This is a genomic window from Nocardia exalbida NBRC 100660 (genome assembly GCF_000308575.1).
Taxonomy (GTDB): domain Bacteria; phylum Actinomycetota; class Actinomycetes; order Mycobacteriales; family Mycobacteriaceae; genus Nocardia; species Nocardia exalbida.
Genome location: NZ_BAFZ01000061.1, coordinates 1 through 14,979 on the forward strand (window position 1 = coordinate 1; position 14,979 = coordinate 14,979).

A 14,979-nucleotide genomic window follows, 5' to 3' on the forward strand; every position below is an offset into this window, starting at 1 on the left:
TCATGTAGCCGCCGTCCAGCCGCACGGCCTCCTCGGCGAACCAGCGGAAGAACTCCGCGGCGTAGACGACCTCGCCCCGCGCCTCGGCCAGCGGCTTGCCCATCTCCAGGGTCGCGATCAGCGCCAGCCGATCGGCCTCGTCGAGCAGCATCCGGTGCGCGCGCATCAGGATGTCGCTGCGCTCGCGAGGCGGCGTGCGCGCCCAGTCGGCCTGCGCGGCCGCCGCGGCGTCCAGTGCGGCGAGACCGTCCCGCGGCCCGGCATCGGCGACCGTGCGCAGCGTCCGGCCCGTGGCCGGATCGGTGACCGGCATGGTCGCCGCCGTCTCGCGCCACTGCCCGCCGATGTAGAGGCCGGTGGGCACGCTGTCGATGGCGGCCTGCTCGGCGGATGTGAGGGCGGCTTCGGTGAGCATGGCGATCGTTCCTCCCGGTCGGTCGAGGGCATTGCCCGACGCTTCGGACCCATGCTATACAGATTGTCAACAATCCTACAATGACCGATGAGGTGGTTGTGGATTGCGGCCAGCCAGGTACCGACGCCACGCTCCGGAAGGCGGATCACGATGACGGCACTGTCCCCCGTCCTCAAGCAGGCCACACCGATCACCGTCGACCACGGCGAGGGCTGTTACCTCTACGCCACCGACGGCCGCCGCTACCTCGACTTCACCGCCGGGATCGGTGTCACCAGTACCGGGCACTGCCACCCGCGCGTGGTCGAGGCCGCGCAGAAGCAGATCGCCAGCGTCATCCACGCCCAGTACACGACCGTCCTGCACAAGCCCCTGCTGGCGCTGACCGAGCGCCTGGGCGACGTGCTGCCGGACGGACTGGATTCGCTGTTCTTCGCCAATTCGGGCAGCGAGGCGATCGAGGCGGCGCTGCGGCTGGTCCGCCAGGCCACCGGCAGGCCGAATGTCGTGGTCTTCCACGGTGGCTTCCACGGCCGCACCGTCGCCGCCGCCACCATGACGACCTCGGGCACGCGGTTCTCCGCGGGCTTCAGCCCGCTGATGGCCGGTGTGCACGTCGCCCCGTTCCCGACCGCCTACCGGTACGGGTGGAGCGAGGAGCGGGCCACGGACTTCGCCCTGCGCGAGCTGGACTACCTGCTGACCACGCTCACCTCCCCCGCCGAGACCGCGGCGTTCTTCGTCGAGCCGGTACTCGGCGAGGGCGGGTACATCCCCGGCAACACCCGGTTCTTCCAGGGCCTGCGCGAGCGCGCGGACCGGCACGGCATCCTGCTGGTGTTCGACGAGATCCAGACCGGCTTCGGACGCACCGGAAAGTTCTTCGGCCACCAGCACTTCGACGTCCGCCCGGACATCATCACCATCGCGAAGGGGCTGGCCAGCGGCTTCCCGCTGTCGGGCATCGCCGCCTCCCGCGAGCTGATGGAGAAGGCCTGGCCGGGCTCGCAGGGCGGCACCTACGGGGGTAACGCCGTGGCCTGCGCCGCGGCGCTGGCCACCATCGACGTCATCGAATCCGAAGGGCTGGTGGACAACGCCGCCGAGCGCGGCCGGCAGCTGCTCGCCGGTGCGCGCGAGCGTGCCACCAAGGCCGTCGGCGACGTGCGCGGCCTGGGCCTGCTGGTCGGCATCGAATTCACCACGCCGACCGGCGAACCGGACACCGCGACCGCGGCCACCGCCCAGCGGCTCGCGCACGAGAAGGGCCTGCTGCTGCTCACTTGCGGCGCCTACAGCAATGTGGTCCGGATGATTCCGCCGCTGATCGTGACCGCCGAGCAGGTCGACGATGCCCTCGGCATCTGGTCCACCGTGCTCGACGAACTGTAGGGAGACACCGATGGCCCGCTACGTCACCATCACCCTCACCAAGGCCGGGGTGCGCTGCCGCGCCCGGCTGCTGGAGGACGAGGCACCGCTCACCTGCGCGGCGGTGTGGGATGCGCTGCCGCAGGAGGGCGACGCCTTCCACGCCAAGTACGCCCGCAACGAGGTGTACACGCTGGTGCCGCGCATCGTCGCGGCACCGCACCGCGAAAACCCGACCGTCACACCGATTCCCGGCGACGTGTGCCTGTTCGACTTCGAACCGTGGGAGATCGGCAACCCGGCCTACGGATACGAGCCCGGGTCCGAAGCCCACCACGCCCAGGGCGCAACGGATCTCGCACTGTTCTACGGCCGCAACAACCTCCTGATCAACGGCGACCAGGGCTGGATCCCCGGCAACGTCTTCGCCACCATCGAGGACGGCCTCGCCGATATCGCCGCGGCCTGCAACAACCTGTGGTTGCGCGGAGTCGAAGGCGAAACCCTCGCCTTCGCGCGGGAATCCGACTAGTACCTCGCGGCAGTTTGGGAGCAAGTGGGTCAACAGATTTCGCCGCTATGGCGGGCTTCGATCCGTCAAGGGCTGCATTGTCATCAACACCGCTTCGATCGGCGCGATGGTCGACCCGGCGCGGGCTGCGGCCGAGGCCGTCATTCTGTGCTGAAGAATCTCAGATCTAGTGACACTAGATGGTATAGCAATGCTAAAATCGACCTATGACGACCCAGACGCGGCGAGAACGAGAACGCGCGGAACGGCACCGGCTGATCATCGACACCGCTCGGGAGCTGGCCGAGTCGCAGGGCTGGGACGCGGTGACTGTGCGCAGGCTGGCGGAACGGATCGAATACAGCCAGCCTGTGCTGTATTCGCACTTCGCGGGCAAGGACGAGATCGTCACGGCGGTCGCCGAGGAAGGCATCGCGGAGATGGCCGCGTGGAGCCGCGCGGCGTTGGAGTCCGCGGGCGGCGAGCCGCGCGCAGCGTTGGCGGCGGTGGCGCGGGCCTATCTCGACTTCGCGACCGCGCGGCCCGCGCTCTACGACGCGATGTTCCTGATGAAGGTGAACCTCGCGTTCGGCGAGAATGCCTCGCAGCCGCTGCGGGACGCATTCGCCGTCATGTTCGCCGCCTTCTCGCCATTCGCGGGCGAGCATGATCCGGAGACCTTCACCGAGGTCGGCTGGAGCACCCTGCACGGCCTGGCGACCCTGGATCGCGGTGGACGTCTGCGGCCGGCTCAGCGGGATGCCCGCCTAGCGGTGTTGCTCGACCAATGGACCCGATAGGCCTCTGCCGAAGGCGCGGGTCCTCAGCCGCTGGTCGACCGCACGGGCGCGGACGCTGTCCCCACCAGCGCCGTCGTGCCGAACTCCACCCGCGAACACCATCGGGCGGCCGCCGCGCAGCAGTCTCACTGTCTGCCTGATGGCGCAGTAGCCCGTTGTCGGACACCTCGCGTACTTCGCGAGGCTGCGCACCGGGATATGCCCCGATGGCTTCATAGGCACCAGAGTCTGCCGCGGCGTGCATGAATGACGCAGTTGATGCAGCGCGCAGGAGCCGGTGGTGCGGCGCGCGCTCTGAAATCTAGCAAGGCTAGACAACATAGCGGACGAATGTTAACGTTGCTCTAGTTCCTAACGATGCTAGAAATTTGGGAAGGGAAGTCGAAATGCTCATTCTCACCGGCCAGGTCATCGCCGCCGCCGCAGTTCTCTCCAATGCCATCGTCTATGGCACCGATGTCAGCGTGGCCGTGATCACCCGGTCCGTGTACCGCAAGCTCGATGACGCGGCCGTGACCATGAGTGCGGGCTGGGGTCACTACTACGGCGACAAGCGCATGCCGGTTGTCGGTGTGGTGGGTGTGGTCACCGCCGTGCTCACGCTGCTGATCGCACTGTTGGCCGGGCAGATCGGCGCCGCCGTCTCGGCGGGGATCACGGTGGCGGCACTGTTCACCTGGCTCGCCTTCTACGTCCGCATCGCCAAGCCGATCAATTCCCAGCAGACCGCCGCCGCGCAGAGTGGCATCATCCCGGCCAATGCCCGTGCGCTGCAGGACAAGTGGGACAGTATTCTGAAGTACCGGGTCACCCTCCAGTTCATTGCCATTGCCGGACTGTGCGCCGCGCTGATTCTGTTCTGATCTCCGAACACGGGGTAGGCGGGGTCGCGCGGAGTAGGTGGTCGGCGCACCAGTAGAAAGTCCGCCGTCGCCGTCCCGCTCACGCAAGTCGCGCGGGACGCGGCAGGCAACAGCCCGCGCTTCCTCCGTCCGACAACTTCCGGCTGATCGCCGGGCACACCTGATATCGAATTCACCAAGGAGTAACGGTCATGACCTTCACCATCAATGAACAGCAGTTCCTCGCCGAGGCCGGGATCGGTCGGCTGGCCACGGTGTCGCCCGACGGTGTTGTGCAGAACAACCCGACCAGCTATCGGGTGAACGCCGACGGCACGATCGACATCGGGGGCATGGGGATGCGTGCCAGTCGGAAGTACCGCAATGTCGAGGCGGGCAGCCGGGTGTCGTTCGTGATCGACCAACAGGTTTCATCGGAGCCGTACGTGATCCGCGGCATCGAGGTCCGCGGCACGGCCGAGGCGCTCGATGACGAGGAGCCGCCGTTCCCACCCCAGGAGCGCGCGGTCATCCGCATTCACCCCGAACGGATCATCTCCTGGGGCATCGACGGCGGATCCTTCGACTTCACCAGTCGCCGCGCCGAATCGTGACGCACCATGGTGATCCCATCCGCCGCGGCGCCCCCAGTTCTTCGACGCCAATGCGCAGGCCGACGAGGCGACCATCACCCGGTCCCGGCGTCGAATAGTCGCAGTGTCGAATCCGCCGCCCGACAGTAAACCCTCCCGGCTGCGCGCCGGGAGGGTTTATCGAGTAGGCAAATTGCAACCCTCAGTCGCAGACCCGCAGCGCATCGGCCTTGTTGTCACCGCCGGCGGGCACACTGCCCTTGCTGTTGTCGGGGACCGAGACGAGCAGTTGCCACTCCTGACCGGTCCAGTTGTAGACGCCGACCGTCTTGCCGGTGCGGTTCCAATACGAGCTCAGACGATCTCCATTTCCTTCGTTACCGATGTCGTGTAGCAGGCAGTTGTTGTCGACCTGCACGAACATGCCGGTGCCGTTGCGGTGGTCGTAGCCGCAGAACAGTCCGCCCGGGCAGTCGTAGGCCGCCGACGCCGGCGTCGGCGCGAGGACCGCGCCGTACCCGGCGACCGCGAGGGTGGCCGCCGCCGCGATGCTGAGACGGCGAAACAGTGTGAGTGAGAACATGATTGACCCTTCGAAGCCGATGGGATCGAGTATCGATGCGGCGGAAATCCACCGCACCCATGATGGGTGGGCCGGGCCGCCCGCGACTATCCACCTCGCGCGAGTTCTGTCCGGGCCGCGCGGCAGGTTCGGCGTTGCGCGGCGGGTCAGGCGCGCAGCGTCACCGACGGCGGCACACCCCATCGCCGCCGGTACAGGGCCGAAAAACGGCCCAGATGCCAGAACCCCCAGTCCGCGGCCACCGCGGTGACCGTGGCCACGGTGGGGTCCGCGGCGGCCAGCGCCAAGTGCACGCCCACCAGCCGGGCTTCACGCAATCGCGCCGTCGGTGTGGTGTCGAGGTATCGGCGGAAGCCCTCCTGCAGGCTCCGCACCGAAAGTCCTACTGCCTCTGCGATATCGGTGACGGTGAGCATTTCGTGCGCATGGTCGGTAATGAGTTGTTCGGCCAGACGGATGGGACGCGGCGTCGACTTTCCTGGGACGCCGTCGAGCAGGAGCTCCGAGTAACTGTTCGGCTGGGCCAGCAGGAATTGGGACATCATCAGCTGCTCGATCTGCGGCCGCAGCCGCGGATCCAGGAACAGGCCGGGGCCTTCGGCGTCGGCCTGCAGCATGCGCAGCGATTCGAACCAGGTCCGGGCGGCCGGTGACCGCAATTGCATGGCGATGGCCATCCGCAGCGGACGATCCGGCGGCCGGCCCAGCATCCGCCGCAAATGGTCGTCCAACGCGGCACGGTCATATCGGACGAGGAGTTGCCTGCTGCTCTCGTGCCAGTTCATGTCCAGGGGCGCGTCCGGGTCCGGAACCGAGGCCAGCGCCGGGTCGGAGGCGATATCCGCGGTCCCGTTGAGTACCCGGGCCCACCCGGCCAGCGGTATCTGAACCAGGCGGAAGGTTTCGATGGGTTCGGTTCGGATCCGAACCTGAACCCCGTAATGCTTGTAGACCAGGCCGACATCGCCGTACCGGACGACATTGCAGCTGGCCTCCATGGTGGAGGCGCCCGGGTCGAGCCGGTGCTCACGCAGAATGCCGCTCATCCCCGCCCGGGCTACCTCGGGGTCGGCGGTGCGAAAATAGCGATGCCCCGACAGCGGTTCGACGAACATTCCGACTGCCCTCCAAGCAGCAGGCGCCGCGCGACCGGGCCTGATCAGTGGATGTCGAAGGTATTGTCCGTCGACACCTGCGGGCACGCATCAGGTTTCGCATTCCGCAGTGCGTCTTGTGGACGCTTCACCGGCGTCCGGAATTCCCGGCTGGGCTCGGTGTCGGCCGAATGTGCGAATACTGACGACTGGACGCTGCGACTGCGGAATCCGAAGACCGGGATCACGGTAGGTCCGGCGATCGACTGCGACCCCGGTCGCCTCATGAACGCGTCGGCGACCTGCCACATGGCGACCACAAGGTTCGAAGACGGCCGCGTCGTCGTAGCAGTGGCATTCGGCAGGATGCTGCGGATGGTGCACCTACGATCCGGTGAACATCCGGCCGGCTTCGACCTCGGCGCCGACATCACCTGCATGTGTTCGACGGGGGACGCCGAATTCGCTGTCGGACTCGAAGACGGGGTCGCTCTCCTGCGCATCAACAGCGTTCGACCTCCGAACCCACCAGCGTCTACCTGACTACCGGGCCTCGCGCCACCATGCCGCGGCCCGCGCCGCCGAAGAAATACGCCCGGCGACCGCAATCCGGATCAACAGCCGGAGGTAACACAACGAACCGTGGTTTGTGCTCGGCGGTGAGATCAGTGGGCGGTATCGCGCGTCGTCCGATCGGGCAGGACCCCGGACTGGACGAGTTCCTCGTAGATTCGCTGCTGCTCATCATCGAGATTCGAGTACAGCATGTCGTACGCCAGGTCTTCCTCGGCGAGCACCGCGACGGGATCCCAGTCGTCCCCGAGTGCCGCGAGGACGGCGCTGCGCCGTCGTGCCTCGTCCAGCGTGAGGTCGTAAGCAAAATTGTGGTCGGTCATTCGGGATCTCCAACGAGGTTCTTTCCGAGACGAATTGCTGACAATGCCCAACCGTGCCTTTCCCGGGCAATGGCCTGCATCACATTCCATGGCCGGACTTCGTCACATTTGACGCCGATGCGCGTACTCGACCCCCGCGTAGGCATCTGACCTGCACATTCGAACGGCGCAAAGTAGCGGGGGACGGGTTCTGATAGATTCCGGCCGCATGGGGTACAAGCGCGGCTGCGCACGGGTCTCTGCGGCCGGCCGGAACCCAGAATCACAGAGGACCGTTCTGCGCGCGATATATGTCGCCGTCGCGGCTCTGCTCACGTTGGTGTTATTCGTCCCGCAGGTGCGGCTGTATCGGGAAGAGCAGCCGCGTGCCGATGTCATCGCTCAATTGCGGTTTCTTCGTGCGGAATTGGGGTCGCGGCTCGGGGAGGAGATGCAGGGCATGTTCCCCGAGGGCTATTTCTTCTCCCACGTCTTGTACGGATTGGCGTGGGCTGATATCGCGCGTGGCGACACGTCGTATCGGGACGAGGCGCTTCGGGAGGCACGCTGGGCGCTGGAGCGTCTGGGATCGGCTTCGGCACGGGCGGTTTTCGATGCGCGGCTGCGCCCGGCCTACGGGGTCTTCTATGTCGGATGGTCCAGCCGGTTGCGTGGGGACGTGATCGAACTCGCCGGTGCCGGTGCGCCGGAGACGGCGCAATTCATCGCGGATTGCGAGGGACTCGCGGTCGCTTTCGGTATGGACGGGCCGTTCCTCGCGGCGTATCCGGGTCAGGCTTGGCCGGTCGACAGCGTGGTGGCCGTGTCCGCGTTGAGGTTGCACGACCGCATCCTCGGACCGCATTTCGAGCCGGTGATCGCCGAATGGCTCACCTCGGCTCGCTCACGCCTGGACCCGGCGACCGGTCTACTGCCGCACCAGGCGACTCCCGTGATGGAGGGTGCGCGCGGCTCGTCACAATCGATGATCCAGCGGTTCCTGCCGGAGATAGACCCCGCGTGGGCCGGACAGCAGTACAGCACATTCCGCCGACTCTTCATCGATACCCCACTCGGCCTGCCAGGAGTGCGGGAGTACCCGCACGGCCGCAGCGGCGCGGGCGATGTGGATTCCGGGCCACTCGTTCTCGGTATCAGCGCGTCGGCCACCGTGGTCGCCATCGGTGCGGCCCGAGTACACGGCGATCGCTCCCTCTCCGGTCCACTCACCGGCCTCGGGGAAAGTCTGGGCGTACCGGTCACTTCCGGCAACTCCAAACGCTACGCCTTCGGCGCCCTCCCCATCGGTGACGCCTTCCTGGCCTGGGCTTTCGCCGTACCGCTCGCCAGCACCGCGACATCGTTCCCGCCGGTGGTCCAATGGTGGTGGCGGGTAGTCTGGCACGCGCTCACGCTGACGGTCCTCACCCTGCTCTGGTTCCCGATGGTCCGCGGACTCGTTCGGCGCGTGCGCGCGCGTCAGCGCAGCACCTCTGCCATCCGCCAGTCGCGAGGCTGATCCAAGCGGTGATCCGGACACACGAGTAGTCATCCTTCGGAGAGTACGAGTTCGCGTCATGCCGCGGTCCGCTGTTCCCCGGCCCTTCGTGCACCACCAGGGCTCGAGGGACTCCGGGCGTCCGGTGGCTGAGATGACTCCACTGTCGGCCGTATCGCCCGTCAGCCCGGCGGGGCCGGACCATCGGATGCGGTCCGAGTCCTGATGGTCGGTTGCGAGGTCGATGAGGTTCGTGGCGGCGGCTCGGCTGTGGCAGTGACCGCGGGCTCGTGTGCGGTCAACCGGCGGGCACCGATAGTCGGATCGTGCCGAAATGTCACGGCTCTGACACGGTGTCCGGGCTGGTCGTGGTGCCGGTGGAATGAAATGCGGCGCCGGTGGGCCATCGCGGCGATCGTCTGGTCGGCCGTGGCGCCGATCCATGGTGTTCGCGATTCCTGGTAGCGAGTGGATTCGAGTTCGCAACAGGTCCCGCGGCTGGTGTTCAAGGAAGCCACGCGCTCATAGCGCGAGGGCGCTATCTCCTTGGCGGGCAAATGTAATTGCCGGGGTTCATCCGCCGTGGCTACGCTGGCACGTCGAATGAATATTCAAAATCTGGCAAATACACTGCAATGGTGCGTGCATCGCTGATGCGCAGCGTGGCGGTGAGAAGAAATGCCGGTCCCGAGCGGTGGCTCGGAGGAAGCGGTGATCTACCGGGACCGGATCAGGCGGCGGGCGGGGGCTGGTTCAGGTCCCGGACGCCGGTGATCGCATCGATGATGTTGACGATCGCGGAGGTGCCGCCGTCGAGTGCCGAGCTGCCGGAGTCGAGCATGGCGGAACCTGAGGACGAACCCGCGGAACCGGTGGACGAGCCACCGTCGGCCGAACCGGTGGCAGCGGAGCCGGTGGCAGCGGAACCGGCGGCGCCGGCACCGGCGGCGGAGGCCACCGCGACCGGGCCGAAGAACAGGGCGGCGGCGGAGACGGTGGTGGCGGCGATCAGGGCCTTGCGAGAGAACATGTACGAAGATTCCTTTCACGGTTGGATAACGACGCCATGGGGGCGTGCACCAGCAACGTTAGGAAAAAGAGATCTATAAATCCACTTCTCTTATTGTGGGGATAATCACCGTTAATAGTTGGCTAACGATACATTGTGCCGAGGTAACACCATTTGATCTTCACTTCGGATACAAATCATGATCGAATCGGTCGATATCTTTCATGGTGTCGCGTATCGCCGTGCGGCGGAGCCGATCTCGTAGCGGGGGAGTTTTGATCCCGGCTCGGAGCAACCGGGCTGTCGGCTACCCCGCGTGCCCTCCCGGATGTCGGCGTGTACCAACCGCGGCCACTGCTCCTCCACTGCCGCGCGGGTGGGCCTGACGAACATCGCCTGCCGGTCGGCTTCCGTCGGTGCCGACTCCCGGTGTTGTCTGATCGTGGAGGATCACTGGTGGGCGGGATCCGGACGAGCGACCGGCCGCCGGTCACTGCCTCTGTGCAGTACTGGCGCGGTGATCGAATCCGGTGAGGTGACCGAGGTGGTCGCCACTGTGGTCGAACGGGCGTTGCTCGGGGTGACTCGCTGATCGAGCAGGTCCGGCAGTGCTGCCGGAAACTCCACCCGCCGCGCTCGAAGCCTCACTTGCTGCCGACCGCGCTGAGCGTCGCCTAATGTGCGGAGCCGGTCAGCGCGGTGGGCGGGCGGGAGCCGTCATTCTCACGCTATCGGCGCGGGTGGGCGCCACGTCCCCCCGGGGGTGCGGTGTCGGCGGCAGGGGGTGTCGGCGCGGTCAGGGCAACTTGATCACCGACACGTACATTTCGATGATCGGCCGGTAGAGGTCGACGTCGTCGAGTTGGCTCCCGAGGACGACCGAGTCGCTGGTGGCGATGAGCATGTGCGCGAACGTCAGCGGGGGGATCAGCAGAGTTCCGCCTACCCGGTCGAGGCCCTCGGCGATGAACCTGCCCAGTGACTCGACGGCCTCGGCCCTTTTGGCCGCTACGCGTTCCCGGGCCTCGGGGTTGCGAAGCAGATACAACGTGAACTCGTAGCCCAGCGCGGCGTGATCGGTCCCGCGGTCGTGACCGAGTTGACGCCACCGCTGGGCGATCGCGTCGAGTTCGCGCGCTCCCACTTCCGACACCGAGGAGAGCACTTCGGCGAAAGTGTCGAAATAGCGACGCAAGTACCGGTCGCTCAGCGCCAAGAACAAGTCTTCCTTCGTGGCGAAGTGCTTGTAGATGGCGCCTTTCGTGTAACCCGCGGTATGCGCGATGTCGTCGAGAGTCGCTGCCGTGAAGCCTTTCTCGGCGAACACCGCCTCGGCGGCATCCAGAAGGAGCGAACGGGTGCGCTCGAGGCGGCGCTCCAACGTCCATCGCTCGACCATACGGGTCAGTGTAGCGGAGGATCTCAGAAACTACTTGGATGGTGAGATACTAAGTGGTATCTTGGCTGGACAGGCCCTCGACGGAGGGCACTTGATGACTTCTCCGTAGTCGAACGATGTCGACCACGGTCCCTGCTACATCGAGCTCATCGCCGATCCGTATCCCCCTGGTCGCACGGATGCGTGAGCGCTGTCCTGCAACTATCCGAAGGAGACAGTGTCATGAGCGGACTGTCGAACAGGAAGAACGCACCTCCCGTCACCGAGTCGCTCGGCGGAGTGGCCACGCTCGGTACCCAGGTTCGGTCCACGGTCGAGCCGGTCCGGATCTGGGCCGTTCTCGGCGGTGCGATCCTTGCGTTCCAGCTGTATGTGTGGATCCGCTGGGCGACCGGGCCCTATTTCGTGCGGGTGCCCACCGGGCCGAGCGATCCGCCGGTGTGGATGAAGACCGTCCTGATCACGTGGACAGCGGTGGTCTTGGCCGGCTGGCCGATCGGCGTCTACTACTTCATCGTCAGGCCATGGCGGCGGGAGCGGCGGATCACGACCGACGGCATGCTACTGGTGGCCTGCGGCCTGCTGTTCTTCCAGGATCCGCTGCTGAATTACTTCAACACCTGGAGCACATACAACACCTGGATGTTCAACCGGGGCTCGTGGGTGCAGCACGTTCCGGGCTGGCGGTCGTATGGGGAACCGGGCGAGATGATGGCGGAACCGCTGCTGATGAATGCGGCGGGTTACTCGTACGGAGTTCTGCTGTGCACGATACTCGGATGCTGGATCATGCGCCGGGCCAAGGCGAAATGGCCGAATATCGGCAACCTCGGATTGATCGGCGTTCTGATCGTGTGGACGTTCTTCTTCGATTTCGTCATCGAGGGCATGTTCCTGATGCCGATGGGTCTTTTCACCTATCCCGGTGCGATCCAATCGTTGTCGATCAATGCCGGTACCTACTACCAATGGCCGATCTATGAAGGGCTCATGTGGGGAGGTGTCCAGGCCGGTCTGTGCGCACTACGCTACTTCACCGACGACCGTGGCCGGACATTCGTCGAGCGGGGACTGGAACATGTCCGAGGTGGGTTCGCGCGGCAGCAACTCACCCGTTTCCTGGCGATCTTCGCCGCGTGCAGCGTGTTCTTCTTCGTGTGCTACAACCTTCCCGCTCAGTGGTTCGGCATGAATGCCGACCCCTGGCCCGAGGACATCCAGAAGCGCTCGTACTTCGACATGGGCATCTGCGGTGAAGGAACCGGGCGGCTGTGTCCTGATCCTGTTCTGCCGATCCCCGGCAAGAACACCGGCTACATCGATCCCGAAGGCCGGCTCGTTCTCCCCGACGGGGAAGAACTTCCGCAAGTCGTTCCCTTCGAGCGAGGAAATTGATATGTCGATCAGTCGAAACACCGCCGTACTCCAGGATCTGGAGGCGCCGTTCTACCGGGCGGTCGGCGACGAGGTAGAGGTCTTCCACGCCGCAGCCCGCCGCGGTTCGCCGGTGTTGTTGAAAGGCCCCACGGGATGCGGGAAGACACGCTTCGTGGAGGCCATGGCACACGAGCTCGGTCGCGAACTGATCACCGCCGCCGGGCACGAGGACATGACCTCGGCGGACCTGGTGGGCCGGTTCCTGCTCCAGGGCGGTGAAACGGTGTGGGTGGACGGGCCGCTGACCCGGGCCGTGCGCGAGGGCGCCATCTGCTACCTGGACGAAGTGGTGGAGGCCCGCCAGGACACCACCGTGGTCATCCACCCCCTCGCCGACCACCGGCGCGAACTACCGATCGATCGCCTCGGCAAGACATTGCGAGCAGCCCCGGGCTTTCAGCTGGTGATCTCCTACAATCCCGGCTATCAGAGCGTTTTGAAGAGCCTCAAGGAGTCGACCCGCCAGCGTTTCGTCGCCATCGAACTCGACTTCCCACCCGTCGATATCGAGACCGAAGTGGTCGCCTACGAAGCAGGAATCGGATCCGACGTCGCGCGTTCCTTGGTCTCACTCGGTCACGCGATTCGCCACCTGGACGGGGCACCGCTGCGCGAAGTCGCTTCCACCCGGCTGTTGATCCTGGCAGGTGGTCTCGTAGCCGAGGGGCTGAGCCTGCGCAGCGCCGTCCAGTCGGCCGTCGTCCAGGCCCTCTCCGACGATCCCGACGTCGTGCGTGCCCTCGGTGAACTCGCCGACGCCGTCCTGCCACGGACATGAACGCCTCGAATCCGGCGAACCTCGACCGCTTCCGGCTCCTCGCGACATTCGTCGCCGGTCGGTCTGTCGATGTGGCGGAAGCACCCGCGGGCCGAGCCGCTCACACCGACGGTCGGACCGTCTTCGTCTCGGCAGATCGGTCCACCGCGGAACAGCGCCGCGAGATGCTGGTCCAGACCGCCCTGCTCGGCGCGGGGAGCCTGGATCGGCATCTGGTCAGGACGCTGCGGGCACGCCCCACGGTAGCGCGCCGCTACCTGGCGCTGGAAGGTTGCCGAGTGCTCGCCGAACTCGGCGACAAGGTCCCTCTCGCAACAACACTCGGTCCCTATGAGCCACCCGGCACCGCGACCGCCGAGGAGTCGCTCGAAGTGGCCGTGGGCCGTGTGCCGGTTGCCGATCCACCCGAGTGGTTCGGTGTCATCAAACCTTCCCCGTTGCTGGCACCGACAGCCGGCCCGGGTGCACGGGCCACCGACAAGGAGCTGCGGTTGGATTTCGATCCCATCGACTTGCCCGAGGCCGACGACGATGACAGCGACAACGAGCAGGCCGCTGGAAGCAGAATTCTCAGATTGTTCGAGAATCCTCTGTTCGACTCGCGGGCTCTGTCGGATCGGTTACGCAAGCTGTTCGGCAACTCCCGTTCCGCGGGAGACGGAGCGGCAGGCGCGGAGATGCAAGTTCGCGCCGTCCGGCGGGTGCAGAAGGTGGGAGCAAATGCCCGGCCTCTGCCCACGCGTATCGGTTTCACCGTAGACGGCAAGCCCGGCGCCGCGCTCGGAGTAGGCGGCGCCCTTCATCCGGAGTGGGACGTACACTCCCAGCGATATCGACCCGAGTGGTGCCGGGTCATCGACTTCCCGTTGACAGTCGCCGCCGACATCTCCGCCGCCGGTGTCCCGCACGACGACGTGCTCCGGCGACGCCTGTCTCGCATCGGCCTCGGCTCGAAGGTGCTGCGCAGCCGCCCCGACGGTGACGAGCTCGATATCGAGGCGCTCATCGATCTCGTGGTCGATCTGCGTTCGGGATACTCGCCCGCGGAGAACATCTACCTGGAACGCCGCAAACTCGAGCGCGATCTCGGCGTCCTCATCCTGCTCGATGCCTCCGGATCGGCCACCGACACCGATCCGGCGGGCCTGACCGTCCACGACCATCAGCGACGGGCGGCCGCCACCCTGGCCCTCACGCTCGAAGAGCTCGGCGACCGCGTCGCTGTCTACGCATTTCGCTCGCAGGGCCGACACGCTGTCCACCTACCTGCGATCAAGACATTCGACCAGCGGTTCGGCGCGGTCGGACGAGCCCGGCTCAACCAACTCCAACCCTCGAACTACACACGTCTGGGCGCCGGCATCCGCGGGGCAGGCGAAATTCTCAAAAACGAAGCAGGTACGCCGAACCGGCTGCTGGTCGTCCTTTCGGACGGCTTTCCCTACGACGATGGCTACGAAGGCCGCTACGCGGAAGCCGACGCCCGCAAGGCCCTGGAAGAACTGCGCGCCGACGGCGTCGCCTGCCTGTGCCTGTCCATCGGCGCAGCCACCACCACCGACGCCCTCGAACGTGTCTTCGGCTCCACCGGTCACGCCGGCGCGACCACGCTGAGCGAACTCAGTCCGCGAATGGATGAATTGTTCCTGTCGTCCCTTCGAGAACTCGCCGCACCCAAATCGCGCTGACGACAAAGCGCGTCCGACCCGAAGGCCGACCGCCGTCTGGCGCGCATCGACAGGGGCGATCCGTGGCGGCCCCTAGCGACTCCGAT

16 protein-coding genes are annotated in these 14,979 nt (G+C 66.1%); 10 read left to right on the top strand and 6 right to left on the bottom strand.

Annotation, left to right across the window (positions count from 1 at the left end; all coding sequences use genetic code 11):
• The coding region (locus tag ON29_RS13935) for an aldehyde dehydrogenase family protein (protein WP_040866688.1) at window positions 1–415 on the bottom strand (415 nt) is incomplete at its 3' end.
• 150 nt (window positions 416–565) lie between these two features.
• Between ON29_RS13935 and ON29_RS13940 the strand changes: the two genes are divergently transcribed.
• The 5 genes from ON29_RS13940 (at window position 566) to ON29_RS13960 (ending at window position 4,553) form a co-directional block, all read left to right on the top strand.
• Window positions 566–1,807 (top strand): aspartate aminotransferase family protein, encoded by a 1,242-nt coding sequence (locus ON29_RS13940; protein ID WP_040866689.1) that lies wholly within the window; start codon window positions 566–568, stop codon window positions 1,805–1,807.
• A gap of 10 nt (window positions 1,808–1,817) precedes the next feature.
• Window positions 1,818–2,318, top strand: a complete 501-nt coding sequence (locus tag ON29_RS13945; protein WP_040866690.1) for a DUF3830 family protein — start codon at window positions 1,818–1,820, stop codon at window positions 2,316–2,318.
• A gap of 206 nt (window positions 2,319–2,524) precedes the next feature.
• The gene (locus tag ON29_RS13950) at window positions 2,525–3,097 is read left to right on the top strand and encodes a TetR/AcrR family transcriptional regulator (protein ID WP_040866691.1); all 573 of its coding nucleotides are present in this window, start codon (window positions 2,525–2,527) and stop codon (window positions 3,095–3,097) included.
• A 386-nt stretch (window positions 3,098–3,483) separates the two neighbouring features.
• Window positions 3,484–3,960 (top strand): hypothetical protein, encoded by a 477-nt coding sequence (locus ON29_RS13955; protein ID WP_040866692.1) that lies wholly within the window; start codon window positions 3,484–3,486, stop codon window positions 3,958–3,960.
• Window positions 3,961–4,151: 191 nt separating this feature from the next.
• Window positions 4,152–4,553: a PPOX class F420-dependent oxidoreductase gene (locus tag ON29_RS13960; protein WP_040866693.1), complete on the top strand. Its 402-nt coding sequence runs from the start codon at window positions 4,152–4,154 to the stop codon at window positions 4,551–4,553.
• Between the two features lie 181 nt (window positions 4,554–4,734).
• On the opposite strand, the gene ON29_RS13965 is transcribed toward ON29_RS13960, so the two are convergent.
• Both ON29_RS13965 and ON29_RS13970 read right to left on the bottom strand, forming a co-directional pair.
• Window positions 4,735–5,115, bottom strand: coding sequence for a peptidase inhibitor family I36 protein (locus ON29_RS13965; RefSeq protein ID WP_040866694.1), 381 nt, complete (start codon window positions 5,113–5,115; stop codon window positions 4,735–4,737).
• A gap of 146 nt (window positions 5,116–5,261) precedes the next feature.
• Complete coding sequence (locus ON29_RS13970) at window positions 5,262–6,230, bottom strand: AraC family transcriptional regulator (protein ID WP_040866695.1); 969 nt, start codon at window positions 6,228–6,230, stop codon at window positions 5,262–5,264.
• Between the two features lie 63 nt (window positions 6,231–6,293).
• Here ON29_RS13970 and ON29_RS35805 point away from each other — a divergent pair, with 63 nt between their 5' ends.
• A complete protein-coding gene (locus ON29_RS35805) occupies window positions 6,294–6,752 on the top strand; it encodes a hypothetical protein (protein WP_157172773.1) in 459 nt (152 codons plus the stop codon).
• Between the two features lie 122 nt (window positions 6,753–6,874).
• On the opposite strand, the gene ON29_RS13985 is transcribed toward ON29_RS35805, so the two are convergent.
• Window positions 6,875–7,105 carry a DUF6400 family protein gene (locus ON29_RS13985; protein WP_040866698.1) on the bottom strand — a complete coding sequence of 77 codons (231 nt, stop codon included), beginning with the start codon at window positions 7,103–7,105 and terminating at the stop codon, window positions 6,875–6,877.
• A gap of 319 nt (window positions 7,106–7,424) precedes the next feature.
• Here ON29_RS13985 and ON29_RS13990 point away from each other — a divergent pair, with 319 nt between their 5' ends.
• The gene (locus ON29_RS13990) at window positions 7,425–8,603 is read left to right on the top strand and encodes a hypothetical protein (RefSeq protein WP_157172774.1); all 1,179 of its coding nucleotides are present in this window, start codon (window positions 7,425–7,427) and stop codon (window positions 8,601–8,603) included.
• Between the two features lie 709 nt (window positions 8,604–9,312).
• Here ON29_RS13990 and ON29_RS13995 read toward each other — a convergent pair.
• On the bottom strand, window positions 9,313–9,612 hold the full coding sequence (locus ON29_RS13995) for a hypothetical protein (protein ID WP_040866699.1): 300 nt from the start codon (window positions 9,610–9,612) through the stop codon (window positions 9,313–9,315).
• Between the two features lie 775 nt (window positions 9,613–10,387).
• Window positions 10,388–10,990, bottom strand: a complete 603-nt coding sequence (locus ON29_RS14005) for a TetR/AcrR family transcriptional regulator (protein WP_040866701.1) — start codon at window positions 10,988–10,990, stop codon at window positions 10,388–10,390.
• A gap of 222 nt (window positions 10,991–11,212) precedes the next feature.
• On the opposite strand from ON29_RS14005, the gene ON29_RS14010 reads away from it, so the two are divergent.
• The 3 genes from ON29_RS14010 to ON29_RS14020 are packed head-to-tail and all read left to right on the top strand — an operon-like array spanning window position 11,213 to window position 14,893.
• Complete coding sequence (locus ON29_RS14010) at window positions 11,213–12,385, top strand: spirocyclase AveC family protein (RefSeq protein WP_040866702.1); 1,173 nt, start codon at window positions 11,213–11,215, stop codon at window positions 12,383–12,385.
• A 1-nt stretch (window position 12,386) separates the two neighbouring features.
• The gene (locus tag ON29_RS14015) at window positions 12,387–13,205 is read left to right on the top strand and encodes a CbbQ/NirQ/NorQ/GpvN family protein (RefSeq protein WP_040866703.1); all 819 of its coding nucleotides are present in this window, start codon (window positions 12,387–12,389) and stop codon (window positions 13,203–13,205) included.
• Window positions 13,202–14,893, top strand: a complete 1,692-nt coding sequence (locus ON29_RS14020; protein ID WP_040866704.1) for a nitric oxide reductase activation protein NorD — start codon at window positions 13,202–13,204, stop codon at window positions 14,891–14,893. The genes ON29_RS14015 and ON29_RS14020 overlap by 4 nt, the downstream gene beginning before the upstream one ends.
• Window positions 14,894–14,979: the final 86 nt, after the last annotated feature.

Excerpts from the sequence above, each read along its gene's own strand:
- ON29_RS14010 (WP_040866702.1), top strand. The coding sequence starts at position 11,213 with ATGAGCGGACTGTCGAACAGGAAGAACGCACCTCCCGTCACCGAGTCG.
- ON29_RS14005 (WP_040866701.1), bottom strand. The coding sequence starts at position 10,990 with ATGGTCGAGCGATGGACGTTGGAGCGCCGCCTCGAGCGCACCCGTTCG.
- ON29_RS14015 (WP_040866703.1), top strand. The coding sequence starts at position 12,387 with ATGTCGATCAGTCGAAACACCGCCGTACTCCAGGATCTGGAGGCGCCG.
- ON29_RS14020 (WP_040866704.1), top strand. The coding sequence starts at position 13,202 with ATGAACGCCTCGAATCCGGCGAACCTCGACCGCTTCCGGCTCCTCGCG.
- ON29_RS13945 (WP_040866690.1), top strand. The coding sequence starts at position 1,818 with ATGGCCCGCTACGTCACCATCACCCTCACCAAGGCCGGGGTGCGCTGC.
- ON29_RS13985 (WP_040866698.1), bottom strand. The coding sequence starts at position 7,105 with ATGACCGACCACAATTTTGCTTACGACCTCACGCTGGACGAGGCACGA.
- ON29_RS13940 (WP_040866689.1), top strand. The coding sequence starts at position 566 with ATGACGGCACTGTCCCCCGTCCTCAAGCAGGCCACACCGATCACCGTC.
- ON29_RS13955 (WP_040866692.1), top strand. The coding sequence starts at position 3,484 with ATGCTCATTCTCACCGGCCAGGTCATCGCCGCCGCCGCAGTTCTCTCC.
- ON29_RS13960 (WP_040866693.1), top strand. The coding sequence starts at position 4,152 with ATGACCTTCACCATCAATGAACAGCAGTTCCTCGCCGAGGCCGGGATC.
- ON29_RS13970 (WP_040866695.1), bottom strand. The coding sequence starts at position 6,230 with ATGTTCGTCGAACCGCTGTCGGGGCATCGCTATTTTCGCACCGCCGAC.
- ON29_RS13950 (WP_040866691.1), top strand. The coding sequence starts at position 2,525 with ATGACGACCCAGACGCGGCGAGAACGAGAACGCGCGGAACGGCACCGG.
- ON29_RS13965 (WP_040866694.1), bottom strand. The coding sequence starts at position 5,115 with ATGTTCTCACTCACACTGTTTCGCCGTCTCAGCATCGCGGCGGCGGCC.
- ON29_RS13995 (WP_040866699.1), bottom strand. The coding sequence starts at position 9,612 with ATGTTCTCTCGCAAGGCCCTGATCGCCGCCACCACCGTCTCCGCCGCC.